Raw genomic sequence first — 24,621 nt, 5'->3', positions numbered from 1 at the left:
CGGTTGCACGAGTTCCCACTCGGCATCGGACAGTTCATGGCGACGTATCACGACACCATGATCCACAACCCAAGATCACTTTGACGACAGGACCTAGGGCCTGTCTTTGGTTGGGATCACGATGTGGGGCGAAGGCTGCGGATCCAGATGATCGCTGCGCGTAAGTGGAGTCCGGCGAAGCAGCCCCCGTGTCTACTCGTTGCACCGGGACGGGCGCGGGGGCGGCCGGTCACCTGTCCGTGTCTGAGGGCGGTGCGGTGGCACCCAGGGTCCGCCGGGCGTCCAGCCACACCCTCTCGAACTCCTCGGCCGAGATCGCCCCGGCGAGCGACGCTTCCTCCCATCCCGTGAGCCTGCCCTCGGCGACGAGACCGTATCGCTGCTCATACCGGCTCATCGTGGCGATGTCCGCGCGCTCCTGAAACCGGAGAACCTCCTCCAGGGAGGCGGCGGTCAGCGGGGTGCCGTCATCGCCTCGCAAGTCCACTTGCCGAAGAACCCACCCCGCCTCATCACTCTCGAAGTACTGCCACAGGCCTCGGGCCTCGTCATACGCGCGGATCCACATCACCATGGCACCACGCTCGCGCAGGCAACAGGGCTGCTCCGGTACGGCACGCGCGTGGCTGCGAACGGCTCACCCCGTCGCCGAGTCTTTGAATGAGATTGCCAGGGCCTATCTGATGTTGTGATCATTCTTCGGGTTCCGTCCCCGTCCGGGGCGGGACCCGGTAGTACGTTGCGTGTGACGCGTAGGCAACTTACCGACGAGCAGTGGAAGTTCATTGAGCGCTACCTTCCGATCGGCCGGTTCGGCCCGTACCCCGACAGACTGCGGGAACAGTTCGAAGGGGTGATCTGGCGGTTCCGGTCCGGCGCCCAGTGGCGGGAGATGCCCTCCGAATTCGGCCCCTGGCCGACGGTCTACGGCCGCTTCCGGGGCTGGCGGGACGCTGGTGTCTTCACCCCGCTGTTGGATGGCCTGATCGCCGAGGCCGCCCGCAGGGGAGAGACGGACTTGTCCCTGGTCAGCGTGGACTCCACGACCGCACGCGCCCACCACGACGCCGCCGGGATGCATATCGGCAACGAAGTCATGGACGCCTTGGAGGAAGCCGCGCGTGAGCAGGAGCAGGCCCGGCAAAAAAGGGCGGCTGCGAGGAACAGAACGGGCAGGACGACGGAAACGACCCCGAGCGGGAAGAGCGGCGACGTGTCCGGCGCCGGCGCAGGCTCCGCTTGAAGGAAGCCCTGCTCGGCAGGTCCAGGGGCGGACTGACCAGCAAGGTCCATCTCGCCGCGGACCGGAAGTGCCGTCCGCTCGCGTTCGTCCTGACCACGGGACAGGCCGCGGACAGCCCGCAGTTCATCCCCGTACTCAAGAAAGTACGGGTCCGCGGGCCCGTCGGCCGCCCCCGCACCCGGCCCGACGCGGTCGCCGCGGACAAGGCCTACTCGTCGCGCGGCAACCGCGCCTACCTGCGCAAACGCAACATCAAGGCAGTCATCCCGGAGAAGAGGGACCAAGCCGCCAACCGGAAGAAGAAAGGCAGCAAGGGCGGCCGACCCGTCAGCCACGACGCCGACCTCTACAAGGAGCGGAACACCGTCGAACGCCTGATCAACAAGCTGAAGGCCTGGCGAGGCATAGCCACCCGCTACGACAAGACCCCTCAGAGCTACTTCGCCGGCCTCCACCTCCGCGCCTCAATGATCTGGATCGACGACCTCCTGCCGACGACTGGCTGATCACAACATCACACAGGCCCTAGTCGCGATAGTCCTGGGTGTGCGGGTAGCGGTGGGTGTGGTTGTCGGGATGGACAGCCCGGCAGACCGCTTGGGCGTCGATGGTGCCGAGAACGACGAAGCGGTTTCCGGGGCCGAGGTTGAGGCAGATCCTGCGGCGCCCGGTGTGCTTGTCGGCGTACGGGAGCTTGTCCCAGTTGTCGAGGTGCAGGCCGATCAGCCGGCCGTCCTCGTAGTTGTCAGTGGTCGTGGTCATGTCGGGCTTGGCGAGGGCTTGGCCGAGGTACACCGCGTCCGGGTCGCCCAGCGGGCCGGTGAAGTCTTCGAGGGGGAGTCCTTCCCGAAATGTGGGCCGGACGATCTCCACGAGGGTGCTGTCCAGGGGCCGACGAGGGGCCGTGACCGCCTTGACGTCCGCTTCGCTCATGGGCCGCCATTGCCCGGCGGGGATGATCGCGCCGGGCTCGTATGCGGCCTCCCCGGGGCGGGCGGTCCGGACGGTGGCGATCTCGCAGCGGGCACGGAGGGCGGACGGGTCGCCGTAGGCGATGTGCAGGGGCACAGGGTCCTCCTGGGTCAGTCGTCCCCGATGGTGATGTCGAGTTCGTTGACGAGGGCTTCGGCGAGGTCGGACTGCTGGCCGGGATCGATGCGGACCTTGGAGAGGTTCGCGACGCCCCGGATTGCCGACAGATCGTTCTCGCGAAGGTCAGTGTTGCGGTAGCGGCCCGTGCCGAATTCGGTGAGCCGGAGCGTGCAGTCGGTGAACACGACGTCGGACAGGTCGCAGTCGGTGAAAGTGGCTTCCGTGAGGACGCAGCCGATGAAGGCCACGGGGCCGGTGACGCGGACCTTCTCGAAGGTGGCGAAGTCGAGCTTGCAGCCTTCGAAGAGCACGTCGTCGAGCACCAGGCCGTCCAGGGAGGCGCCCATCAGCTTGCAGTCCCGGACGTGGGCGCGGGTCAGCTTGCTTCCGGTCCAGCGTGCCGAGCCGAGGTCGCTGTCGCTGATCTCGACGCCGTGGAGGTTGACCGCCTCGAACTCAAACCGCTTCGCGCGGATACCCGTGATCCTGCCGGTGACGAGCTGGGTCTGCGTGAGGTCGAGGGATCGGAGATCGGCGTCCCCGTACGCGAAGTCCTGGACGGTGCCGCGGGTGCTGTCGAGGCTGTCGACCTTGCTCAGGTAGAGGCCGGGCTCGTCCAGCTCCGGCAGGGTGATGGTGGCGTGGCCGAAGGTGCGGGTGGCCATGGTGCTCCTTGTCCTTGGGGCGGGGCGGCCCCGCGCTGTCGGCGGGTGCTACTTGTTCTTCCAGTTGTCCCAGTTGTCCCAGGTGGGCCGGTTGTCGAAGGTGGCCGTGGGGTTGTCCCACGTCGGGCGGTTGTCGAACGCGGCGGGGGGTTTGGCGTGCGCGGCTTCGGACGTGGGCTGGTTGCTCCAGGTGGCATTGGTCCAGGCGTTCTCCCAGCGGGCAACGGCGGCGGTGCCGGCGGCCTCCAGGAGGGATTCGAATCCCTCGGCCGAGTCCATCACGAGCGTGGCGGCGTCAGTGGGCGTGTGAACGGACATGTCGCGTGACTCCTTCGAGTAGGGCGATCTTGGCGGTGGTGCAGTACCGGGTCCTGGTCCCGTCGAACCGGCCGGCCTGCTCGAAGTACCGGTTCGCGGCGTGGGCACCCCCGCAGAAGGCGAAGGCGAAGGCGGGGCAGGTGGCGCGGCACGCGTCGACGCCCTGCCAGAACTCGGGGATCCAGGAGGTGCGTTCCTCGGCCTCGGCCACGAGGACGTCCAAGCCGTCCTTGAGCACGTTGCCGGTGGTGAAGTCGCCGAACCGGGCGTCGGTGAACCCCGCCAGCTCTGGGGAGAGCATGACCACCCCGCCGTCGTAGGCGACGGTGGGCATCGGATCCCAAGGTGCGGAGGTGGGCGTGGGGGCGGTGTCGTGGCTACCGAGAACGGCACCGGCGAAGTTGAGCACCCGCTGGATCTCCCGCAGCCGGATCACCGGGTTGGCCCGCCAGGCGTCCGCGAGGGCGGCCCAGAACTCGGTCGCGCGCACGGGGTCGGAGTCCTTGGCGCCGTGATTGACCCCTTCTTCCTCTTCGACGTTGACGCCGAGGGTGGTGACGCCCAGCTCGGCGAAGAAGTCGTAGAAGCGGGCCGCGTTCTCGGGGGCCGGGTCGGAGACGACTGCGATGGCGGAGAACGGGATGCCGTGGCGGCGCAGGCGCTCGATGCCTCGCATGGTGACGCGGAATCCGGGGTGGCCGGCAAGGGTGACGCGGTGGGTGTTCATGTCCTCTGGGCCGTCGACGCTGACTCCGACGTGCACCTCGCGCTCCAGCAGGAATTCGCACCACGCGTCATCCACCAGAGCTGCGTTCGTCTGGACGCTGTGCTGCGCGCCCTTGAAGGGGGACATGAGCGCGGCCAGGTGCTCACGGCCGGTGGCCAGCGGCTCCCCGCCGTGCCACACGACCTCGAACGCCGGATCGTCGGCTGCCCACGGATTGACGGCCGCAGCCACAGCATCGGCAACCGTCACCGGCATCAAGTGGTTCATCCTGCGGAACGGCAGGTAGCAGTACGTGCAGTCCATGGGCAGGCACTTCGTGGTCGGCTGCATGATCACAGACCGAGGCCTGGCCGCGAGCCGTAATGCACTCTGCATCGTGCTCCTCTCGATCGGGTCCGGGCGCTGTGCCCCGCCCAGGCAAGTGGTGCTGTGCGAGGCACCGGACGGAGCGTCCGTGGGTTCAGCGGGGGTCGGCCTGGCGCAGGGCCTGGTGGTCGGCGACGACCCATTCGACGCCGCCGCCCTCGGGGCGCAGGAAGACGGCTTCGGGGATGAAGCGCCGGGTCTTGGGGTCTTCCCAGTCGCCGATGAACTGGACGATGCCCTCGCGGTCTTCGGCGGGGTCCAGTACGCGGGCGCCCTCGTAGAGCCAGGAGGGCCGCCTGCTCATGCAGCACCGTCCGTGCCGGCCGACTTCCTGAATCGCTCCATGCCGCGCTCGGCGCGGACCCTCAGGGAGGGACTGGGGTCAGGACTGCCGAACGGGTCGTCCCGCGGGGCGTATTCGGGCCCGCGCTGCGGCGTGCCGCCAGCGGCCCTGCGGGGGAGCGGAACGGGGGCGTCCTCCGTGGGCACGAGGGTGTCGAGCGAGGCGTTCCAGCCGTCTTCGCCCCCGCCCTCGGGACACAGGCGGTAGACCGTGGTGCCGGTGTCCCCGGGGACGTCTATGACCACACCCGTGCGGGAGGTTGCGGTGTCGTACGCAAGGTCGCCGCGCAGCGGCCAGCGGGGATCAGGGTCGTCCGCCTGCTGTCGTACGCGGTCATGGTCAGTGCGACGCGTCGAGGTCATGTAGCGGAACGTATGCGCTCCGCTACGGAGCAATATGAATCCGTGGAATGTCCCCAGGTCAGTGCAGGGAAAATCGTCCGGTCATGCCGCGCAGCCGCTGGCGCGTAGCAGCCCGCTCCGCGTAGATGATCTTCCGCAGCGTCGCGCGCGCGACAGGGTGATTGCGGACCAGTTGGGGAGCGATACGTTCTGCGGTCTCCAGTTCGGTCAGGGCCTGGTCGCGGTTGCCGTCCCACAGCCACGCGCGGGCAAGGTCCATGTGGTGGTGACCGAGCCTGGAGTTCGGCAGAACCGCGATGTGCGCGGGGTCCGCCTCGCGGTTGAGTCTGAGCGCCTTCGTCTGGTCACTCATCTCCAAGGCGGCGCTGACGCCGTGGATGACGACGTTGCCGAGGCTGAACGTGACCGAGTGCCGGTCGTGGATCTCGGGCCCGACGTATGAGTTGACCCGCTCGCCCGCCGTACGGGCGAGCGCCAGCCGCTCATCGGACCCAGCGGCGTTCCCGCCGCGCGCGGACGAGATCGCGGCACGCAGGTGCAGAGCGCCCCACATGCGCAGGGCGAGAGGGTCGCCGGCCTCGTACTCGGCTTCGATGCTTGCGAGGGCCTTGTCCCCGAGTGCGAGGGCGTCGTCCCAGTCGGCCGACGCCCACGTGTCCCACATGCGCATCCACAGCGCCATCGCCGGCATCACCGGGTCGCCTGAGAGCTGCGCGGACCAGGTGGCCCGTTCGCAGGCCATGGCAACCAGCTCGGGATGTCCGAGGGCATGGGCTGCGGTGTGGGTGAACTTGCAGGCCACCGCATAGATCGCGAACGCCTCTTCGCGTTCGTGGCCGACGGATGCCTCAGCGAGGGCTCGGGCCTCGCGCAGCGTGTCCGGCAGCTCCTTCAGTACGGCGGCGTTCGCCGCAGCGTCGCGCAGGCGGAGCAGGCGCTTCATGTCGTGCCACAGCACCTCGGACGGCCTGGGTGTGCCGTCAAAGACGGGGGCCAGGTCGTAGCGGCGCAGCTCCCGGATGATGGAGGCTGCGGAGACCTGCCACTTGGTCTCGGCTCCTCCGCCTGAGTACGGGCGCTCGATCAGAGTGTTCGGATGGCAGTGGAGCGCGGCGGCCACGGCGTTGATCAGCCCGGCCCGGTCCAGCTCGATCCGGCCCTTCTCCAGTTTGGACACCCAACCCTGAGTCCGCCTGAGCGCGGCGGCAAGGTCGGCCTGAGTCATCCCGACCGAGAGTCGCTGCCGCCGGACCCGTTGTCCGATCCGCTCTTGCTCCTCGATGTACCCGCTCACACCCACCATCCCGATCTGCGAACGCTTCTGACGCGAAGGTACCGCTGGGGCGGGCCAGACGGTGGGCCTTGGCCAAGGGATCTCAGCATGCAGAAGCTCCCTGTGACGAGTCCATGACTCGTCCTGAGGCGGTGTCAGTGAGGGCTCCTATGCTGGTTGGGCAGGGTACGGGGAGGTGTCTGGGGGCATGCCTGAGTGGCTGCTTGCTGTGCTGATTCCGGTCGGACTGCTAGGGATGGGGGCGGTTGCGTTCCTGATCTGGGCCGAGCTGGGTACGGACAGGCCGGTGGAACATCACTCGTCAATGCCCAGTAGCTGGAAGGGGCCTGAAGGCGGGGGCTGAGGCCGGACGCGGCGCCGGTCCAGGAGTCTCAGAACCTCGAGCCGAGGGGCCCGGATTGTCTGGCCAGCTAAGGTTCCTCTGCGGGCCCGGCTTGGTCCGCGCCTTGGCCACCGAGGTAGCGCGACCCCCTGAACCGGTACTTCCGTACCCTCCACCACCGTCAGCGCTGGAGCTCGCCCACCAACCGCTCGGCTTCCTTCCTGGCCGGTGCCAACAGCGGGTCCTCCTCGTACGCGTGGGGTCCGACGATCTTCGACAGGAAGAACAGCTGCATCAGCTTGCCGTCCCGGCTCTCCAAATCTGCATGCCGTTCGTGGTGGACGCGGTCCGCGAGCGTCGGGACGGCCAGCGCGTTGCCCCACAGGGTTGCGGCGTCCAGGCCCCGGGGCGCCATGCCCCAGTCCTCCCAGTCGATGATGGAGAACTCCGGGCCCATCACGTTGGCCCACGTCAAATCCGCATGAGCCGGCGCCCACCGTTCGATCCGCATATCGGCAATGCCGGGGAAGACCTCGCCAAGGGTCTGCGTCACCTGCTCCTGGGTGATCGTCACCGTGTCCGGCGTCGCGATCCGAGGCGTCCGCTGGGCGGCAAGCGCGTCCAGCGAAGCATTCAGCGCCTCCCACCACGCATCGGGCAGGAGTGGATCTTCGAGCACCGTGGCTCCCGTGGCGACAGACGGCGACGCGACCAGCTCCAGCTCATCCGCGCGCCACATCACGGGTTCGCCCGGCTCCCGCCACGCCACCCCCCGGAGCCACTCGGGCATTACGATGCCGTGCAGGACGGCGGCGGCCTCGGTCCCGTTCCAGCCCTGCGCGCCGATCCGCTCGAATCCCCGCCGCTCGATGCGCACCCACGTGCCCCGCTCCGTTCGGCTCCCCAACGAACGGCGCTTGCGCACCAGCGCCTGCCGATCCAATCGCACACGCAGGTCCTTCTCCACACGTTCCAGCACGTCTTCCACCGGCTGGCGGCGCAGATCCACCTGGATGGCAACGGGCAGGGATTCAGTCATGGCGACCTCCTCGGCGAACGGATGACCGTAGCAGTTACAGGCTCACGGGGACGATCGAGCCGTCAACATGGTGCGCATCAAATGCCGTCCCATCATTGACCGTTAGGGGCTCGGCAAGGGCCCCATTCATGCGCTGTAGGTTGAGCCGATGATGACGAGGCATGAGGAGGAGCGGATGACACAGTCGCTGCAGATCGCGCCGATCGGAGAGGTGGTCGGGGGACGGGTGGAACCGACGGATGACCACTGGGGAGGTCCCGCTATCATCCGTCTGAACCCGGATTTCCCGGTGGAGGTCGTGCAAGGCCTTCCGGAGTTTTCGCACCTGCTCGTCGTCTGGCACTTCCATAAGGCCTCGCCCGATGACGTCGCACTCCATGCGCGGAGCCCCCGCAACAATCCGGCCTGGCCGTCCACCGGTACATTCGTCCACCGCAATCACCGACGGACGAACCAGCTGGCGCAGTCGTTTCCCCGCTTGGTGAAGGTCGACGGCCTGGACCTGCATGTCGCCGATCTCGACGCGATCGACGGCACCCCCATCTACGACGTCGCACCGTATTTCCAGGAGATGGGTCCGCGGGGTCAGGTCCGCGGACCGAGCTGGCCGGCGGAGATGCTTGCGGATTACTGGCGCTGAGGAGCACCGAGTGAGCGAGCCGCAGCGCAAGCCGTTCTTGTACGTGGTCGTCTGTGCCGCTGGGATTGCCGACGACGCCAGCAGGCTGATCGCGGCGGCCCAGGAGCGGAACTGGGACGTCGGGGTCATCGCCACGCCGCATGCTCTGCCGTTCCTCGACGTGCCGGCGATCGAGGCGCGGACGGGCTTTCAGGTCCGTTCCGCCTGGAGGTCGCCGGGGGACGATCGGCCCCTGCCGCCGGCTGACGCCATCGTGGTCGCCCCGGCGACCTTCAACACGGTCAACAAGTGGGCCGCGGGCTTCGCCGACAACCTCGCGCTGGCGATTCTCTGCGAGGCCTACGGCATGGATATCCCGACGGCTGTCCTGCCGTACGTGAACTCCGCCTTGGCGGCGCACCCCGCGTACCGGCGGAGCCTCGCTGAACTTCGGGAGATGGGCGTCCTGATGGGCAGCTACGAGCCGCACCGCCCCAAGGCGGGCGGGCGAGCGGATCGCTTCCGCTGGGAGGAAGGCCTGGACCTGATTGCTCCCTTCGTCTCTCGTGCCGCCGACGCCATCCCGCCCCGGTGCGGAGCGTCGTGACCCACGCTCCGGACGGACAGGCTGTGGCGGCGGCCGTCGTCGTATCGAACGGCCGTGTGCTCTTGGTGCGGCGCCGGGTTGCCGAAGGAGAGCTCTCGTGGCAGTTCCCTGCGGGAAAGGTCGAGCCCGGCGAGTCCCGAGAGGAGGCGGCCGTGCGCGAGACGCGGGAAGAGACGGGGTTGAGTGTTGCCGCCCTCCAGCTGCTGGGAGAACGCGTTCATCCGGCGACTGGCCGACTGATCTCCTACACAGCCTGCCTCGTGCTCGAAGGAACGGCGCACGTGGCCGCGCCACGAGAGGTCGCTGAAGTGGCCTGGGTGCCGCACGACGAACTCCTTCGCTACGTGCCCCAGGGGATCTACGTGCCCGTGCAGAGGTACCTCGACACCGAACTGCTCTGACTCCGCCGCGCTGCGGCTCGGTGATCCTGACCGACCAGTCCTCTCGCTGCCAGATGTCATAAAGAGAGTCCTTCCCGACATTTCGGTCACGTGAGGGCTTGGGCATGGTTGATGTATGAGGCCCCGCACCGTGCTGGTCCCCACTGGTCGAGGGAGTCGCAGCCAGGTCTGAGCGGGGGCGTCGAGCAGTTCTCCCACGCCGACAAGCTGGGCTGCAGTGTCTTCGTCATCGTCTGCCGTGAGCAGGGTCGACGGCACACTCCTTCCACTCAGCGCCGACACGCTGACGCAGTGAGCTCGGCTCTTCCCGGTCGTGCCGATCAGGTCCTGGCAGATCCTGGTTGGGACGTACTCGCGGCCACTCTCGACGAAGCCGAACGGGCGGGCTACGGGCCGACGACCCTGCTCCAGGGAGTGATCGGCCAGCGTGAGTTGAGGTCTGCGGACAACGTGACGGACGTCCTGGTCTGGCGCCTGCGGCGAACGGCGAAACTCCCGGCAGCGCCTGGCTCCGCACCCCAGCGTCCGGGCACCAAGACGCTGAGTGTCCGGCAGGTTGCTGCGGCGCACACCGATGCAACAGGCCGTGCCGCTGCCGGGGTGAATCGCCGCCCGCGGCGATGACCCTCACCGGCCTTGGGTGGCTGCCCGACAGCTGGAACACGCGAGTGGGCTGGATCGACCGTCACGGTGATCCGGCTGCGCGCAGAGCCTGCACGGTCCGATGTCGGTCGCGCGCGTGGCCGGGGGAGGCTGCGGGGTCTCAGGTGGTGGTGGGGCCCGGATCGTCGAGTTCGTGCAGCCCGGCCGGGTCCTCGTCGGTCAGCAATTCCCCCTCCGTGGTGACGAAGCGTTGCGCGTGGCCCCGGTGGACGCACAGGAGTTGGTCGCGGGTGCCGGTCGGTCCTCGGTGCGCTATCAGCGCCGGTCCGTACTTGCTGCTGTGCCCCGGCAACTCGGTGTCCGTACTCCACCCGGTACCGTCGAACGCGGACCACCACAGCTGCTGGCGCGCGGGGTCGCGGTGGACGCACATCAGCTTGCCGTCGAAGACGGCGAGGCCGATGTTGCTCCGCGTGCGGTGTCCGGGCAGCGCGCCCTCGGAGGCCCAGCCGGTGCCGCGCAGCGGGCTCCAGTGGATGGCCCCGTCCTTGGGGTTGCCGTGCAGCAGGTGGAGGGCGCCGTCGTACACGGCGAGCGCCGGGGACCTCGTGGTGGCGCAGTCGGGAACGGGTTCGGGGGTCGTCCAGCTGCGGCCGTCGCGGCTGGTGGTGATCATGATCCGCTGGGTGGCGTCGGCGTAGGCGAGGTGGAGGGCGTCACGGAAGACGGCGAGCGCCGGGCCGTAGACGGTCTCGGCGTGCGGGACCGGCTGGTCCGGCGTCCACGTACTGCCGTCGTACGAGGTCAGCGCGATGCCCCAGTCGCCCGAGCCGCCGCGGTGCGCGCAGTACAAGCGCTCCTGGAACACGGCCAGTGCCGGGCCGCCCAGGGTGTGGTGGGCGGGGAACGGCTGGTCCTCGGACCGGCTGCCGTCCGCCCGGTGCGCGGTCCACCACAGGCTGGGGTCATCGCCCTGGCCTTGGTAGACGCAGTACAGGTCATCGCGGAAGACCGCCAGGGAGGGAGTTTCGGAGGCGTACCGGGCCGTGAACTGCGTGTCGGCTCCCCAGCCCGCGCCCAGGTCGAACACGCTGAACCACAGGCCGGTCTCGCGCGGCGGCGCGTCGAGGGCGACGGGGGCGAGGAGGGTGGGCGCGGACCACGGCGAGAGCAGCTCGCACCCGGCGCCCTGGGCGGCCGACCCGATCTGTTCGGCGCGTCCGGCCAGCGCCGCGCCGACGGCTTCGGCGACATCCGCGGGCAGGGATCCGGCGAGCACCTCCGAAACCAGGCTGCGGAAGCCGTGGGTGGTTCCGGTGTCGTCGGGGTCCGCGAGGCGCTCGGCAGACCGCTCGTCGAGGCGGAGGGCGAAGCCCCACCCCAGCAGGCGGACGGAGACGGTCGCGCCCGCCGCGGCGAGTTCCGCGGCCGCCCCTTCCGCGCGCTCCACGGCCTTGGCCGAGGGAGCCTCCGTGTCGAACTCCGGTGCTGTGCCGCTTACCCGCCCGGGGGCGGTGCCTTCGATCGTCATGCTGTCTTCCTGCCTACAGGGCCACGGCCGGAGGACCCGCTCTCTGCGCGGCGCGCGGGGGGACCGTCCGGACCGCGGACGTGGACGCTGGGGGCCCGTTTTCGGCCAGGTGCGTGCCGGTCTGCGGGTTTTCCTGGCGATGCACCGGGGCCCCGGTGCGAACAAGTAGTCGTAGGCCGCCTGCCGTCAGAGAAGGCACCACTGGCTCGCGGGCGTGCTCGGGCTCCTCGCGTGGGTGACGGCGGGGCGGTGTTCTCGTGGGTCTGGGCGGTCGGCCGTGCGGTCTCAGGGAAGGCCGGCCGGAACGGTTGGCGGCAGGGGGAGCGGCCGTGCGTCGTGCGGCAGCGGGAGGATCCGGTCGCCGACCCGGATGGTCCCGCCGCGGATCACCTCGGCCCGTAGCCCGCCGCGGTGCAGCAGGCCGCGGATCAGGCCGGGGCGGACCAGTTGTTCGAGGCGGGCGCAGGGTTCGCTGAGCTTGAGACCGAGCAGGATCACCTCGCCGATCCGGAACTCCTGGTCCACCAGTGGGTTGAGCCGGACATCGCGGCAGACGAGGTTGCGGCGGCATTCGGCGGGGGTGAGCGTGATGCCGTGTTCGCGGGCCAGGGCGTCGAGGGCCTCGGCCTCGATGAGGGTGACGTCGCAGACCCCCGACGCGCGGCCGGTTCCCCGGCGCCTGGGCCGGGGGCCCTCGCCCGCCCAGTAGTTGCGGTCACCCGCCAGGCCGCGGCCGGTCACCGCACGGGCCCGTGCGACGCGGAAGGTGGGCTCGCCGGAGCGGGTGGCGAGGTGCAGGGAGGCGACTCGGCCTGGTCCGGGCGGCGGCGGATCCTGCGCCATGGGCACTTCACCCCTTCAGGAAGTGGTCTGTGAGGGAGCGAAGCGTGCGGAACTGGTCCACGTCGATCTGGTCGAGCTGCAGTTCCCGACCGATCAGGTCCTCCAGCATCAGGATGAATTCCATGAAGCCGAGCGAGTCGATCAGCCGGTTCTCGATCAGGTCGAGGTCCTCGGGGATCTCTTCGACGGTGGGGTTGCGCTCGCGCAGCCAGTCCACGACCGGCTTGATGGCGTCGTCCATGATCACCTCTCCTGGATCTGGCTCGGCTCTCGGGAGCCGCTCGTACGCGCGGAGTTCGTGGGGCCGGGGGAGGAGGTGCCGGGTCGGCGGGCGCTCTCGTACTCGCGGCGGATCCGGGCAACGGTGACGGCGGCCGGGTCCCGGGCGGTGACGCCGGTGCAGGACCGGCCGCAGTACATGGCCATCTCCTCGATGCGGCCGGTGGTGCCGTCACCCGGAGCCGCCGCGCTGTAGCGCGGTACGGGGTGCTCCCGCCCGTCCACCCGAGTGGTGGCGATGAAGGTGGCCGGGGCGCGCTCCTCAGCTGTGGTGAGGGGGTTGCGCAGGACGCGGTGCGGGCGGTGCGGCCAGCCGATCTCGAACAGGGAGGTGATCAGGGTGTCGTCGGCCACGGCCCCGACGACCCGCCGTTTGAACTCCGGGTGCGCGGTGGATTCCCCGGCCGGGACGAACAGGGTTCCGGCCATGGCCCCGTCCGCACCTCGGGCCACGGCGTCCGCGAGGTCGCCTCCGGTGGCGATCCCGCCCGCGACGGCCAGGACCGCCTGCGGGTAGCGCGCCCGTACTGCGGCCAGCAGGAGGTCCGCGGGCATCCGGCCGAGCAGGTGGCCGCCGGCTTCGGTGCCCTGGAGGACCAGGACGGCCGCACCCCGTCCCAGGGCGGTGCCGGCCTCCGCCACGGAGCCGACCTGGACCACCAGCGGGTACCCGGCGCCGTGGACGGCCCGAGCCGCGTCGGTGTCGGGCAGCCCGAAGGAGGTGACGAAGGCACCCCGGGGCAGCTCGGGCAGGACCGCCCGGAGCTGGTCGAGGCAGGCGGCCGGGCCGGTCACCTCGGGGACCACGTTCACCCCGAACGGGCGGTCGGTGGAAGCCGCCGCCTCACGCACCAGCCGGGCGGCCCGGGCGGGTGGCTCCCGGTACAGCGCGAGGGTGCCGCCCGCTCCGGCCCGGGACACCGCGGCGCACAGGGCGGGGCCGGCGACGGCGCCCATCCCGGCTTGGATCAACGGCAGTTCGAGTCCGAGCAGGGTGGTCAGCCGGGTCACGTACGCCCACCCGCCTGCCGTACCGCGCGGTGCGCGGCGGCCAGGTCACCTTCGAAGCGGTCCCCCAGGGCGTGCACCCACCGTTCCAGGCCGAAGGCGACGCAGCCGGTGAAAGCGGGGCGGCCCGCGTGACGGATGGCACGGCGCTCGCCGAAGAAGCTGCGGTGGTTGTTGGTGGAAGCGATGGCGGTGCCGTCGGTGTGCAGGTACTCGTCTTTGACCGGGGCGAGCAGTTGCATGACGCTGCGGGGGCCGTCCTTCTCGAAGAACGGGTCGGTGGCCGGCTGCCGGTCCAGGGCGAGTCCGAGAGCCGTGCCGAAGGAGGCGATCCGTTCCTGGTGCCGGTCGAGGTGGGCCCGTACGGCTTCTGCGGAGCCGACGCACACGATCTCCCGCATCGTGAATCCCCAGAGCCGGCGCAGCCCGTCGTGGTGTTCCTCGTTGCGGAAGCACTGCGCGACCGTGGTGATGAGGAAGGGGGTGTCGGCGTTGGTCCCGGAGAGGTGCAGGAAGCAGCCGTAACAGGCGGCGGAGGGCAGCAGGTGGGTGGCGTCGGCCAGCTCGGACGCGGGCAGCGCGGTGGTGGCCCCGGGAGGAGCCGCGGCGAGGGCGGCCAGCCGGTCGGGGCGGATCCGGGTGACCGGGCTTCCCAGGTGCGGGAAATTGCGGAAGTAGTCGAGGGTGCGCAGGTCTTCGGCCCGCAGCAGCGGCGGGTAGCTCTGCCTTCGGGCTCCGGCCTCGGTGCCCCAGCGGGTGAACACCGCGTCGAGTGCGTCCCGCAGCAGAACGGCGGGTTCGTCGAGGGTCGCCAGCCCGTCCCGGACCGACCAGGCGGTGCCGGTTCCCGCGGCGGCCTCGGGGTCAGTGACGGGCATCGAACACCCCGATCCGGTGGAGGAAGCCCGTGGTCTTGTGCAGGACCTTGGCGTGGGCGGCCTGCCGGGCGGGGTGGGCGAGCAGCCGTCGGCGCAGCGCGAAGCCGTCCGGGAGGCCCGCGTCGCGGTAGACGGCGGGGTTGTAGAAGGACTCGATGCTGGTGGTCACGTACCGGCCGAGGTAGCCGCGCAGTTCGTCCCGGACCGCTTCGTCCAGGCCGCCCCGGACGAGCCGCTCCCACAGCAGGTGCACCAGGCGGCAGCCGAAGGCGATGTGGCGGGATTCGTCCTGGTGGTGCAGCCGGTTGATGTGCCGGATGGTCGGGTGCAGCCGGCGGTCGGCGGCCAGGTGGACGTTGTAGTGGTCCACGATCTGCTCGAAGATCAGGATCCGGGCGAAGACCAGGAAGTTCTCGACGTCCGGGTCGCGCGGGGCTGCGGGCAGCTTGACCGACTTGTCGGGGTAGATCTTGCCGGCGTACTTGAGGCAGAAGGTGGCGAAGAACCACATGTGGTCGTTCTCCTCACCGATGAAGTGGTGGAAGAACTCGGAGGGGACCTCGAAGCCGGAGGTGTGGACCCGCCGGGTGACCTCGATGAGCAGTTCGCGGATGCCGTGCACGTTGAGGCTGTAGAAGTTGACGCTCTCCCACCGGCCCAGGGCCTGGAGCTGGGCGGGGCTCAGTTCGTCCATCAGCTCGGTGCCGTGGCAAGAGAGCAGTTCGGGAGACATCCAGAGCCCGTCGGTGGGGATCTCAGGCGGCCAGTCGAAGGTGGTGAACGGGTTGTAGTAGTCCGCGGTGGCCTTGTCGGAGAGCCGGTCGAGCAGGGTCCGGAACTCGATGTCGTCCGCCGTCGTGGGGCCGGCCGCCCGGGCGGGCGCGGTGTCGGGGGGATGCACGGGTGTCACTCCTTCCATCGGACGGCCGAGAGCAGGGCCCGGTGGAGTTCGGGGGTGGATGCGGCCACGCAGGAACGCTGGTTGGCGATGCTCAGGTCGGTCAGGACGGTGTCTCCGAGCGGCTGCCCGTAGCCGTCGGTGATGACCGCGCCGGCCCGCTCGGCGAGGAAGACGGCCGCCGCGATGTCGTACGGGAAGAGGTGCAGGATCCGGCCGTTGCCGGCGCGTTCGAATTCGGGCAGCAGCGCCGGATCGTCGCGCAGCAGCCGGTTGCCGATGTCGACGTAGGCGTCGAGCTGGCCGGTGAGCAGCCGGGAGATCGACCAGGTGGCGCTGTTGAAGACGAAGACCCCGCCGGTGTTGGCCGAGCGGTCGATGAGGTGGCCGTAGGCCTCGGTCATCAGGTGGGCCGGGTGGCCGTTGAACTCCAGCGACCAGAACATCCGCGCGGGGTCGGTGGTGCGGGTCAGCGCCGGGACGGGGTGGTCGTAGCCGTACGCGGTGATGCCGGGTGTCGCCCGGTCCCCGTAGAGGTAGGCGCCCGTGCGCAGTTCCATCAGCAGCGCGTGCTCGACGTCGGCGATGCGCGGGCGCTGCGACATACGGGCGACGGCGACCGAGACGGTGGCGGACTCCAGGCCGGCGACGGCGGGCCGGGTGCCGTCGATGGGGTCGACGACCAGCAGGTGGGCCGGGTCGCTGCCGTGGTACTGCAGGCCGCGGTCCTCGGAGTAGACGGCGACGGGCAGGTCGTGGCCGACGACGTACTTCCAGACGGCGGCCTCCGCGACCTCGTCGAGGCCGAACTGGGCGTCCCCGCCCGGCGAGTGGCCCCGGACCAGACGGCTGCCCGCCCGGTGCTGGGCCGCCAGTACGGCCTCGCGGACGGCTCCGGCCAGGCCGGTCACGTACTGCCGCATGGCCGCGGCCCCCGGGGAGCCGGGGTGCTCGGGGCCGGTCATGCGGCGGCCTCGGCGGCGAAGAGGGCTTCGAGCCGGTCGCAGAGCAGATCGGCCTCGGCGCGGGTGAGGATCAGTGGCGGGCGGATCTTGATCACGTTTCCCCGGCCGTAGCGGGAGGTGCGCAGGATCAGGCCGTGGTCCATCCCGCGCCGGGCCAGGGCCTGGGCCCGGTCGCTGTGCGGGCGGCCCTGGTCGTCGCCGATCTCGATCCCGATCATCAGGCCGAGGCCGCGCACGTCCACGACGGCGGGGTGGCCGGCGGCCAGCGCGCGCAGCCGTTCCATGACGTGGGCGCCGACTCCCCGGACGTTCTCCAGGAACCCCGGGCGGCCGATCACGTCGAGGGTGGTGGCCGCCGCCGCGGCGGCGAGGACGTTGCCGCCGTAGGTGAAGGAGTGGTGGTCGGCGCTCAGCCCGGACATCCGCTCGTCGGCGACGATGGCCGCGATCTGGGCGCCGGAACCGCCGAGGCCCTTCGCGGTGGTCAGGATGTCGGGCCGGACCCCGTAGTGCTCGGCGGCGAACATCCGGCCCACCCGGCCTATGCCGGTCTGGATCTCGTCGAAGATGAGGACGATGCCCCGTTCGTCGCACAGGGCGCGCAGCGCGGGCAGGTAGCCGTCGGGAGGCACGATGTTGCCGCCGCTGCCGGAGACCGGTTCCACGACCACGCAGGCGACGCTGCCGGAACTGGCGTGGTCGAGGAAGTCGTTGATGCGCTCGACGCAGAGCATGCCGCAGCTGTCGGGGCCCGCCTGGCGGTAGAAGCAGCGCAGGCAGTAGGGGTCGGGGACCTGGAGCACGCCCGGCATCAGGTGCGGGAAGGGGGCCTTGCGGAAGGATTCGCCCGACATGGTCGTCGTCATCATGGTCTGGCCGTGGTGGCTGCGGAACAGGGTGATGACGTCGCGGCGGCCGGTGGCGAGCTGCGCCATCTTGACCGCGCCCTCGTTGGCGGTGGAGCCGCCCGACACCTTGAGGTGCACCTTGGTCAGGTTCGGCGGGGTGACCTCGACCAATCGCCGGACCAGCTCGTTGACGGGCGCGGTCTGGAAGGTCGAGGTGGTGTGCACCAGCCGTTCGGCCTGGTCGCGCATGGCCTTGACCACTTCGGGGTGCCCGTAGCCGAGGCTCAGGTTGAAGGTGCCGGAAGCGCAGTCGAGGTACTCGTTGCCATCGGTGTCGTACAGGTGGACACCCTCGCCGTGGTCCATCTCGTACGCGCTGACCGGGTAGTACAGGTGGTTCTGCGCGTAGCTCAGGGCATCGCCGCGGACGTCGTTGCGAGCATCGCTTCGTGCGTCACTCCGGGCACCGCGCTGGGCACGCATGAGGTCGGCCATGTGACTCCTGTCGACTCCCGTCCGCAGACATGCCGGACGGCGAATATCGATATATCCGGGCAGTGGAAAGAATGATTCCCGCCGGTGCGCTGCGGGCGGAGGAGTTCACACGTCAAGGACGAAAGTGAACTCGGCGTCCCAGCCCTCGGGTGTCTCCCGCACATCCATCAGACATTCTGGCCGGAAATACTTGTCAAGGTGGTTTCGGCGTTCCCCGGGGAAATACAGCATCGTCGTCAGCACGGCTCCGCCGGGCGGCTGCACCTTCACGTGCACGTGCCGCGTCCGCCCCGGGTACACGGCGGGCAGCACCGTCTCCAGTCGCCACTGCCCCTCGGCGTCCGCGAACTGGTGGCCACGCAGCCGAAAACCGTCGTCGTCGTAGACACCGGCGTCCCCGACCTGCCAGAAGTCGAGCAAGGTGCCGCCTATCGGTTTGCCCGCGGGGGTGTGCACGGTGCCGTGCAGCAGCATCGGGACACCCCCGTCCACATCGCCCCGGAAGCTGGTCCTGAAGGGGGTGTCGGGCTTGTAGTACGGCCCTTCGCGCAGCGCGGGCGTGGGCGGCGTTCCGTTGCAGCGAACGGTCGGCGTGAGCGTCGTGAGGACATTTTCCGGACTTCCGTTCTCCACGGCGGAACGCTCCCTCAGTCAAGGATATTTGGCTTCGGTCCAGGCAGACTAACCGGCATTCCCGATGCTGAAAAGAAGGGCATGTGTCACCTCCTGGCCATTTATCCGATGATTTTTGCCAGGCTTCCGAGACCTCCACGGACAGCAGTTGTCTTCAGGGAATGGAGCAACGTACGGGACTGGTGGGAAAGCGGAGGGGCGGTCGGAGGCACGCTGATCCGGCTGCGGTGAACCCCGGTCAGCCCCGGTCAGCCCCGGTGAGTCCCGGTCGAACCCGGTCAGTACGAGTCGGTGGCGGACCGGTGCAGCACGGCGCGCGCGCGGGCGAAGTAGGCCGGGTCGGGCGGGGCAGTAAGGATGTCCGCGAGCGCGAAGAGGTCCAGCGTTCGGCTCAGCCGCGGCCAGTCCGCCGGCAGTTGGCCGTCCCCGCCCAGGAAACCCTCGACGAAGCCCGTGGTGAACGTTGACGGGTACTCGTGGCCGAAGCGCAGCATGTTCCCGACGTCGAAGAGGGGGGAGCCGCTGAAGGCGAGCTCCCAGTCGAGCACGGCAGCCACCGCCCACTGCCCGGCGTGCCGTCTGACCAGGACGTTCTTCGGATTGAAGTCGCCGTGCACCAGGCTGCGTTCGCTCGCCACGGCGTTGAGTGCCCGACGCCCGCGGCGGGCCAGGGCGCGCAGTACGGCCGAGTCCGTCCCGCTCAGCGGCCCGTTCGCGGCTGCGGTGACCAGACAGCGGTCGACGAAGGCGGGCAGGTCGCCCAGCGGGGCCGCGCCGTTCGGATCCGGTACCAGCGACGAGTCGCCGAATACGCCCGGCCGGGGCAGCCTGACCCGGCCGATCCGCGCCAGCACCGTACCGACGGCCCGGCCCAGGGCCCGCGCGTCACTGCTGACCGGACCGTCCGCGAGCACCTGGCTGAGCGGGGTCCCGTCCACGAACCGGTAGAGCAGGGTGGGGCGGCCGGTGGCGCGGCCGTGCGGATCGGCCGCGACCACCGCGGTCACCGGAACGGTACGGGCCGCCGCCCGGTCGAGGACGGCGATCTCCACCGCACAGGTGTTGCGCGGAACCCGGCTGCCGCTCGGCCGGTAACGGCGCAGCACGTAGCGCTCCGCGCCCACCGCGTCGGCGCGCTGGGCGGTCAGCACGGCCATGTCGTTGGTGAACCCGCCGGGCAGCGGGCCCACCTCGCGCAGCCGGGCCCCGGGCAGGGCGTGCCAGGTCAGCCAGGCGTGGGTGGCCGGGTCCAGGAGACCCACCGGATCGGGGCGCGTCATACCGCCCAGCCTGCCCGCCCCGGGGCCGCCCTCACGCGCCCGGTCCCCCCGATGGACCAGTGCCGCGCCGAGGCCGTGCGGCGGCGGCCGCCCCGGCCGCCAGCACCAGACCGCCCGCCGGACCGGCGAGCCGGCCGAGCAGTGCCGGGACCACGAAGTCCTCGGCCACGTGCTCGGGCAGCCCGGGGTAGCCGGCCAGCGTCCGGGTCAGTTCGGCACGCAGAAGCGGGAACAGCCCGGGGAGTTCCGCGACACCACCGCCGATCACGATCCGTTGGGGCGCTGTCGTGTAGACGATGTTGCGCAGCCCCGCGGCGAGGTAGGCCGCCTCCAGCCGCAGCGCCTCGCGCAGGGTTTCGCCGGTCAGTTCTTCGGCCGGGGTCCCCCAGCGGGCTCCCATCGCCTCGCCGCCCGCCAGCCCCTCCCAGCAGTCGCCGTGGAAGGGGCAGGAGCCGGGGAAGGAATCGCCCGCGATCCGGGGCACCGCGAGGTGGCCCATCTCGGTGTGGACCAGGCCGCTGACCACCTCGCCGCCGATCACCGCGCCGCCGCCGATGCCGGTGCCGACGGTGAGGTAGACGTAGGTGTCCAGGCCGCGCGCCGCGCCCCAGCGGCCCTCGCCGAGGGCCGCACCGTTGACGTCGGTGTCGATGCCCACCGGCACGCCCAGCGCGGCGGCGACCGGGCCGGCGACGTCCACCCCGGACCAGCCGGGTTTGGGCGTGGCGGCGAGGTGGCCGAACCTCGCATGTCCCGGGCGCAGTTCGAGGGGGCCGAAGGAGGCGATGCCGATCGCGTCCAAGGGTCCGCTCGCGGCCGCCGTCTCCTGGAAGAAGGCGATGGCCCGGGCCAGGGTGGGGCCCGGCTCGCCGGTCGGGAACCGGATCTCGGCCTCGATCCGGTCGGGGGCCGAGCCGACCAGGCAGACGAACTTGGTCCCGCCGGACTCGATCGAGCCGAGTCGCGGCGCGCTCACGCGCCCACCGGCCAGCCGTCGGCGCCGACCGGGCCGGAGTGCGAGCGGATGACGACCTTGAGCGCGTCGTAGCGCGGTGGCCGTCCGGTGCCATGGCCCCCGTCGCCCGGGGTGAGGCCGCCGAGCGCGGTGAAGGCCTCCGCGTACCGTTCGAGCGGGAACTCGTGCGTCACCAGCCGCTCCAGGACCGGTACGGGGCCGCTGCCGGGCCGCCGCGGGTCGCCGAGTTCGGCGGCCAGGTCCACGGCGACCGGGAAGATATCCGCCCGGTAGTCCCCGGCGCCGATCAGCTGGATGCCCCGGTTCGTGAGCTGGAGCGGGCGCAGGGGCACGGTGTAGGTGTCGTCGAAGCCCATCACCACGATCCGGCCGCCGTCGTCGATCAGACGCAGCGCCGCGTCCAGGCCGGTGCCCGTGGTGTCGAATACGACGGAGGGACGCTCGCCACCCGATGCTTTCACCACGGCCTCGGCCGTGTCCGCTCCGGCCACGTCCACCACGTGCGCGAACTGTTCGCGGGCCCGCTCCAGCCGATAGCCGTCCGGTTCGGCGACCGTGACCCGGCGTGCCTGGCGGGCGGCCACCCATGCGGTCAGCATTCCGATCGGGCCCGCGCCGAGCACCACCACGGTGTCGTCGAAGGTGACGGACGCGGCCCGGACGTTGCTCAGGACGCACGCAAGCGGCTCGATCAGGACCGCACTGCGGAAGGACAGCCCGGCGGGAACCCGCTCGACGAAACGCTCCGGCAAGGTCACGGACTCCGCGTACGTACCGTCCCGGTCGACGCCGACCTCGGTCCCGGCCTTGTGACGGCAGAAGTTGGTCGCTCCCCGGCGGCATGGAGTGCACCAGCCGCAGTACAGCGTCGGGTTGACCACCACCCTGTCGCCCACCCCGACCGTTCGCACCTGCGGCCCGGTCTCCCGCACCACGCCCACCGACTCGTGTCCGAGCACCACGCCAGGCCGGGCCGGGAACCGCCCGAGCAGGATCTTGCGATCCGTACCGCAGACCCCCGTACCCACGATCTCCACCACGACGTCATCACCGTTCACGACGCGTGTGGTGGGTCGGTCCTGCAGTTCGGCGGTGCCTGGACCCAGATAGACGAGAGCGCGCACGAGACCTCCCCATGGTGTTGGGAGGGCGACGCTAGCGCAGCCGAACGCGGACGGACACGACGCCTCTGAGCCATTCAGTGGCTACGGCCTTCCGGGCGGGGCGACGGGCACCTTGTCATGGGGACTTCGGCTCGAATCAGCGGACGGATCGCGGGGTAGCCGCGGCCGCTCTTGGTGTCCCTGGTGCGGCATACGGGCTGACGGCAGTTGATCGGGGCGGAGCCGGGCCTGCGCTGCCGGTCGCCGGCGACCTGGCCTGAATCTTCTCGGACGAGGGCACAGTGCTGTGGGCGAAAATTGCGGACCGCCGCGGCGGGTCGAGTTCGTTGGGGGCCTACCGGCGCGAGCGGGTGTGGTCCGTTCGGCGCGACGGAGTCCTCAAGGCGGCGATGGTGGTCGACCTAGATCTGCGGCCTGCCCGCAACACGTACGCTCACATGACCGGTCGATTCCTCACCAGTCCTAAAGGCTGTCCCGTAAGTCGGTGTTGGCCTCGGGCATACTGGCGGTCGTTGCCGCGCTGGAGCGAGTCTGGGAGGGGGAGCCTGAGTGCCTGAGCTGCGCTGTGAAGCTGTGCGGTGGGTGGACGACGAGCCGTTCCCCGGCATCGTCGAGGTGCGGTTCATCGATGCTGCGGGACAGCCCTGGTCGCTGATCGACAAGTGCGCGATGTTCGCGCAGTTCGGTGAGCTGACCCCCGATTCCGACTACCCCGTCGAGGTCACGGTGGCGTGCGTGGTCCAGGGCGACGCCGAGGCGACGGCCGGGGACGGGGTCGTGACGGTCTCCACCTCGCCGCACGGCGTCACGACACTGGACGGACGCGAGGAGTTCACGGTGAGGTGGGACCAGCTCATCCGCTGAGTGCGAGGTTGTGGAGCCGGGCGACGCCGAGCATGGCGTGGTGCACCCCGGTTCCGCGTAGGCGGCAGTCGCGGAGGATCTTCCAGTTCTTCATCAGCGAGAAGACGTGTTCGACCCGGGCGCGGGCTCTGCGGTGGACGGCGTTGTCGGCTTCCTGCTCGGGGGTGAGGTGTTCCTGGCCGCGACGGCGTCGGTGCGGGATGAGTGCCCCGGTGCCCTGGCAGCCGCCGTCGGCCAGGACCGGTGCGTCCCGGCAGGCGCGGTCGACGCCAGACTCGGTGAAGGCTCGGCAGTCGTTGCGGTTGCCGGGCAGCGGCAGGCCGACCGCGACCACGAGTCGACTGTTGGCGTCGATCACGACCTGCTGGTTGGTGGAGTAGCGGTAGTTCTTGCTGGAGGCTGCGATCGTCCGGTCCCGGGTCGGCACGAGGGTACCGTCGACGATCAGCACGGTGTCCCGCCGCGGACGGCGTGCGGGTGAGATCGCCAGCAACGGCGCGAGGTGGTCCAGCACCCGGTCCGCGGCGGACTTCGAAATCCCGAACAGCGGCGCAACCTGCCGCAACGTCAGGTTGGTCCGCCAGTAGGTGGCCACAAGCAGCACCCGGTCGTCCAGGCCGAGCCGCCACGGCCGGCCGCGCTAAACGTCACCACCCCGTCGGCGGACCAACGCGACCAGCTTGCGGAACTGCGACTCGCTCAGTCCTGAGAACGGCTCGATCCACATCGGATCGCTCGCCGAGATCACCCCGCCCATGACGGCATCAACGCGGAACCACGCCAGCAGTTACGGGACAACCTTTAGCTGAGAACAGCCCTCTCAGCTCTGACGGCGACTCGTCCAGGAACTGTTGCACCCGATTTCGCGGCGGTACGTGCGCGGACCGCGGACGTTCCGGCAGAGGCCCGACGCTGGGAAGCAGGGGCTGTTCCCGCCACGGAGGCCACCAGCCGATGAGATCAGTACGTCGTCCTCGAACGCGCGGTAGGCGACGAGTGTGTCCTTGGTCCTGGACGCGGAGCCGGAAGGCGCGGGGGTGGGGAGGCGAGAGCCGGGGTGACGGGCAGGGGGTGTCTTTGGGCTGAAATCCGCCGGATTGGGGTGTGGTGCCGTGAGGATGGTGGGGTGACCGGCGATCGCTGGTCCGGTGGCATGAGGTAGGTGCGAGGGTCATGAACAAGAGTGAGCTGATCGACGCGGTTGCGGCCAGTGCCGATATTGCCAAGGCGGAGGCCGGTAAGGCGGTGGATGCCTGGACCGAGTCGATTATGGGTGCGTTGAAGCAGGGGGATGACGTGGTGCTGGTGGGGTTTGGCACGTTCAGTGTCAAGGAGCGTGCCGAGCGGACGGGGCGGAATCCACAGACCGGTAAGGCGATCAAGATTTCCGCGGCGAAGGTTCCGGGGTTCAAGGCGGGCAAGGGCTTGAAGGCCGCCGTCAACTGAGCTCGCGGTGGTGGGGTCATTGGCCCCACGGCGTGAAGTGCGCGGCATACAGATCCGGCCTCACCTTGTGAGGACGGAGTGTGGGTTCCCGGCAGTGGCCGGTTCGAGAGAGAAGGCGGAAAGTATGAACAAGTCGGAGTTGAGCGCGGTCATCGCCAGCCACTGTGGCCTCACCACGGAGAAGGCGAGCCAGGTCCACCAGGGGATCCTGGACGCGATCACGGTGGCGCTCGATAAGGACACTGTGACCCTGGTCGGGTTCGGTACTTTCGAGAAGCGCCACCGGGGCGCGCGTACGGCGAAGAACCCTCAGACGGGCGCCCCGGTGGCGATCGAGGCGAGCAACACCGTTGCGTTCAAGCCGGGCAAGAACCTCAGGGAGAGTGTGAACGCGCCCGCGAGGCTGGCCCGGAAGGTCAAGACCGCGTGAAACATCCCCGGTCTCCCGCACTACCCGCGGGTGACCGGGATCTGGGGTGGGGGAGCGGAGTGGACCCGGTTCTGGAGGGTCGGCCGCTCCCCCCGCGTCCGCAGCAGATGCCCAGGCCTGAG

The 24,621-nt window shown here is 70.0% G+C and carries 27 protein-coding genes and 2 pseudogenes; 7 read left to right on the top strand and 22 right to left on the bottom strand.

Annotated elements, in window-relative coordinates:
• Window positions 1-229 precede the first annotated feature (229 nt).
• On the bottom strand, window positions 230-574 hold the full coding sequence (locus ADK52_RS31860) for a hypothetical protein (RefSeq protein ID WP_053693336.1): 345 nt from the start codon (window positions 572-574) through the stop codon (window positions 230-232).
• Between the two features lie 171 nt (window positions 575-745).
• Here ADK52_RS31860 and ADK52_RS40720 point away from each other — a divergent pair.
• A pseudogene (locus tag ADK52_RS40720) lies at window positions 746-1,749 on the top strand (IS5 family transposase).
• 19 nt (window positions 1,750-1,768) lie between these two features.
• On the opposite strand, the gene ADK52_RS31845 reads toward ADK52_RS40720, so the two are convergent.
• The 8 genes from ADK52_RS31845 to ADK52_RS31810 form a co-directional block, all read right to left on the bottom strand.
• A complete protein-coding gene (locus ADK52_RS31845) occupies window positions 1,769-2,311 on the bottom strand; it encodes a hypothetical protein (protein WP_053693333.1) in 543 nt (180 codons plus the stop codon).
• A gap of 14 nt (window positions 2,312-2,325) precedes the next feature.
• Window positions 2,326-3,000 carry a pentapeptide repeat-containing protein gene (locus ADK52_RS31840; protein ID WP_053693332.1) on the bottom strand — a complete coding sequence of 225 codons (675 nt, stop codon included), beginning with the start codon at window positions 2,998-3,000 and terminating at the stop codon, window positions 2,326-2,328.
• Between the two features lie 48 nt (window positions 3,001-3,048).
• On the bottom strand, window positions 3,049-3,318 hold the full coding sequence (gene amcA, locus ADK52_RS31835) for a multiple cyclophane-containing RiPP AmcA (protein ID WP_053693331.1): 270 nt from the start codon (window positions 3,316-3,318) through the stop codon (window positions 3,049-3,051).
• Window positions 3,296-4,375: a cyclophane-forming radical SAM peptide maturase AmcB gene (amcB, locus tag ADK52_RS31830; protein ID WP_199828584.1), complete on the bottom strand. Its 1,080-nt coding sequence runs from the start codon at window positions 4,373-4,375 to the stop codon at window positions 3,296-3,298. Before amcB ends, amcA begins: the two co-directional genes overlap by 23 nt.
• A 130-nt stretch (window positions 4,376-4,505) precedes the next feature.
• Complete coding sequence (locus ADK52_RS31825) at window positions 4,506-4,715, bottom strand: hypothetical protein (protein ID WP_053693329.1); 210 nt, start codon at window positions 4,713-4,715, stop codon at window positions 4,506-4,508.
• Entirely contained in the window at window positions 4,712-5,116 is a 405-nt protein-coding gene (locus ADK52_RS31820) for a hypothetical protein (RefSeq protein ID WP_053693328.1), read from the bottom strand. The genes ADK52_RS31825 and ADK52_RS31820 overlap by 4 nt, the downstream gene beginning before the upstream one ends.
• 58 nt (window positions 5,117-5,174) lie before the next feature.
• Complete coding sequence (locus ADK52_RS31815) at window positions 5,175-6,419, bottom strand: helix-turn-helix domain-containing protein (RefSeq protein WP_053693327.1); 1,245 nt, start codon at window positions 6,417-6,419, stop codon at window positions 5,175-5,177.
• Window positions 6,420-6,913: 494 nt separating this feature from the next.
• Window positions 6,914-7,771, bottom strand: a complete 858-nt coding sequence (locus ADK52_RS31810) for a hypothetical protein (RefSeq protein WP_053693326.1) — start codon at window positions 7,769-7,771, stop codon at window positions 6,914-6,916.
• Between the two features lie 175 nt (window positions 7,772-7,946).
• Between ADK52_RS31810 and ADK52_RS31805 the strand changes: the two genes are divergently transcribed.
• The 3 genes from ADK52_RS31805 to ADK52_RS31795 are packed head-to-tail and all read left to right on the top strand — an operon-like array spanning window position 7,947 to window position 9,398.
• A complete protein-coding gene (locus tag ADK52_RS31805) occupies window positions 7,947-8,411 on the top strand; it encodes a TrmO family methyltransferase domain-containing protein (protein ID WP_053693342.1) in 465 nt (154 codons plus the stop codon).
• Between the two features lie 10 nt (window positions 8,412-8,421).
• The gene (locus ADK52_RS31800; protein ID WP_053693325.1) at window positions 8,422-8,997 is read left to right on the top strand and encodes a flavoprotein; all 576 of its coding nucleotides are present in this window, start codon (window positions 8,422-8,424) and stop codon (window positions 8,995-8,997) included.
• Window positions 8,994-9,398 carry an NUDIX hydrolase gene (locus tag ADK52_RS31795; RefSeq protein ID WP_053693324.1) on the top strand — a complete coding sequence of 135 codons (405 nt, stop codon included), beginning with the start codon at window positions 8,994-8,996 and terminating at the stop codon, window positions 9,396-9,398. The genes ADK52_RS31800 and ADK52_RS31795 overlap by 4 nt, the downstream gene beginning before the upstream one ends.
• Before the next feature lie 763 nt (window positions 9,399-10,161).
• On the opposite strand, the gene ADK52_RS31790 is transcribed toward ADK52_RS31795, so the two are convergent.
• From ADK52_RS31790 to ADK52_RS31735, 12 genes are all read right to left on the bottom strand, one after another.
• Window positions 10,162-11,532, bottom strand: coding sequence for a hypothetical protein (locus tag ADK52_RS31790; RefSeq protein WP_053693323.1), 1,371 nt, complete (start codon window positions 11,530-11,532; stop codon window positions 10,162-10,164).
• Window positions 11,533-11,817: 285 nt separating this feature from the next.
• Entirely contained in the window at window positions 11,818-12,375 is a 558-nt protein-coding gene (locus tag ADK52_RS31785; protein WP_053693322.1) for an MOSC domain-containing protein, read from the bottom strand.
• Window positions 12,376-12,382: 7 nt separating this feature from the next.
• Complete coding sequence (locus ADK52_RS31780) at window positions 12,383-12,616, bottom strand: acyl carrier protein (protein WP_078988755.1); 234 nt, start codon at window positions 12,614-12,616, stop codon at window positions 12,383-12,385.
• Between the two features lie 2 nt (window positions 12,617-12,618).
• Window positions 12,619-13,665 carry an NAD(P)H-dependent flavin oxidoreductase gene (locus ADK52_RS31775; RefSeq protein WP_053693321.1) on the bottom strand — a complete coding sequence of 349 codons (1,047 nt, stop codon included), beginning with the start codon at window positions 13,663-13,665 and terminating at the stop codon, window positions 12,619-12,621.
• On the bottom strand, window positions 13,662-14,540 hold the full coding sequence (locus tag ADK52_RS31770) for a hypothetical protein (protein WP_053693320.1): 879 nt from the start codon (window positions 14,538-14,540) through the stop codon (window positions 13,662-13,664). The genes ADK52_RS31775 and ADK52_RS31770 overlap by 4 nt, the downstream gene beginning before the upstream one ends.
• A complete protein-coding gene (locus tag ADK52_RS31765) occupies window positions 14,527-15,441 on the bottom strand; it encodes a diiron oxygenase (protein ID WP_324615949.1) in 915 nt (304 codons plus the stop codon). The genes ADK52_RS31770 and ADK52_RS31765 overlap by 14 nt, the downstream gene beginning before the upstream one ends.
• Window positions 15,442-15,446: 5 nt before the next feature.
• On the bottom strand, window positions 15,447-16,403 hold the full coding sequence (locus ADK52_RS31760; RefSeq protein WP_234344335.1) for an inositol monophosphatase family protein: 957 nt from the start codon (window positions 16,401-16,403) through the stop codon (window positions 15,447-15,449).
• Window positions 16,400-17,746, bottom strand: a complete 1,347-nt coding sequence (locus ADK52_RS31755; RefSeq protein ID WP_234344334.1) for an aspartate aminotransferase family protein — start codon at window positions 17,744-17,746, stop codon at window positions 16,400-16,402. Before ADK52_RS31755 ends, ADK52_RS31760 begins: the two co-directional genes overlap by 4 nt.
• 105 nt (window positions 17,747-17,851) lie before the next feature.
• Window positions 17,852-18,379, bottom strand: coding sequence for an intradiol ring-cleavage dioxygenase (locus ADK52_RS31750; protein WP_053693319.1), 528 nt, complete (start codon window positions 18,377-18,379; stop codon window positions 17,852-17,854).
• 278 nt (window positions 18,380-18,657) lie between these two features.
• Window positions 18,658-19,659, bottom strand: coding sequence for a phosphotransferase (locus ADK52_RS31745; protein WP_053693318.1), 1,002 nt, complete (start codon window positions 19,657-19,659; stop codon window positions 18,658-18,660).
• Between the two features lie 31 nt (window positions 19,660-19,690).
• Window positions 19,691-20,635: an ROK family protein gene (locus tag ADK52_RS31740; protein WP_053693317.1), complete on the bottom strand. Its 945-nt coding sequence runs from the start codon at window positions 20,633-20,635 to the stop codon at window positions 19,691-19,693.
• A complete protein-coding gene (locus tag ADK52_RS31735; RefSeq protein ID WP_053693316.1) occupies window positions 20,632-21,693 on the bottom strand; it encodes a zinc-dependent alcohol dehydrogenase in 1,062 nt (353 codons plus the stop codon). Before ADK52_RS31735 ends, ADK52_RS31740 begins: the two co-directional genes overlap by 4 nt.
• A 648-nt stretch (window positions 21,694-22,341) precedes the next feature.
• On the opposite strand from ADK52_RS31735, the gene ADK52_RS31730 reads away from it, so the two are divergent.
• Window positions 22,342-22,623: a hypothetical protein gene (locus ADK52_RS31730; RefSeq protein WP_053693315.1), complete on the top strand. Its 282-nt coding sequence runs from the start codon at window positions 22,342-22,344 to the stop codon at window positions 22,621-22,623.
• Here the strand turns inward: ADK52_RS31730 and ADK52_RS31725 are convergent.
• Window positions 22,613-23,380, bottom strand: a pseudogene (locus ADK52_RS31725) (transposase). The gene ADK52_RS31730 and the pseudogene ADK52_RS31725 overlap by 11 nt on opposite strands.
• A 416-nt stretch (window positions 23,381-23,796) precedes the next feature.
• Between ADK52_RS31725 and ADK52_RS31720 the strand changes: the two are divergent.
• Both ADK52_RS31720 and ADK52_RS31715 read left to right on the top strand, forming a co-directional pair.
• Window positions 23,797-24,069 carry an HU family DNA-binding protein gene (locus tag ADK52_RS31720; RefSeq protein WP_053693314.1) on the top strand — a complete coding sequence of 91 codons (273 nt, stop codon included), beginning with the start codon at window positions 23,797-23,799 and terminating at the stop codon, window positions 24,067-24,069.
• 124 nt (window positions 24,070-24,193) lie between these two features.
• On the top strand, window positions 24,194-24,499 hold the full coding sequence (locus ADK52_RS31715; protein ID WP_053693313.1) for an HU family DNA-binding protein: 306 nt from the start codon (window positions 24,194-24,196) through the stop codon (window positions 24,497-24,499).
• The last annotated feature ends 122 nt before the right edge of the window (window positions 24,500-24,621 follow it).

It is taken from the genome of Streptomyces sp. WM6372 (assembly GCF_001279655.1).
Classification (GTDB): domain Bacteria; phylum Actinomycetota; class Actinomycetes; order Streptomycetales; family Streptomycetaceae; genus Streptomyces.
Note: the sequence above shows the minus strand (reverse complement) of the source record. Positions and strands in the feature narration are given on the sequence as shown.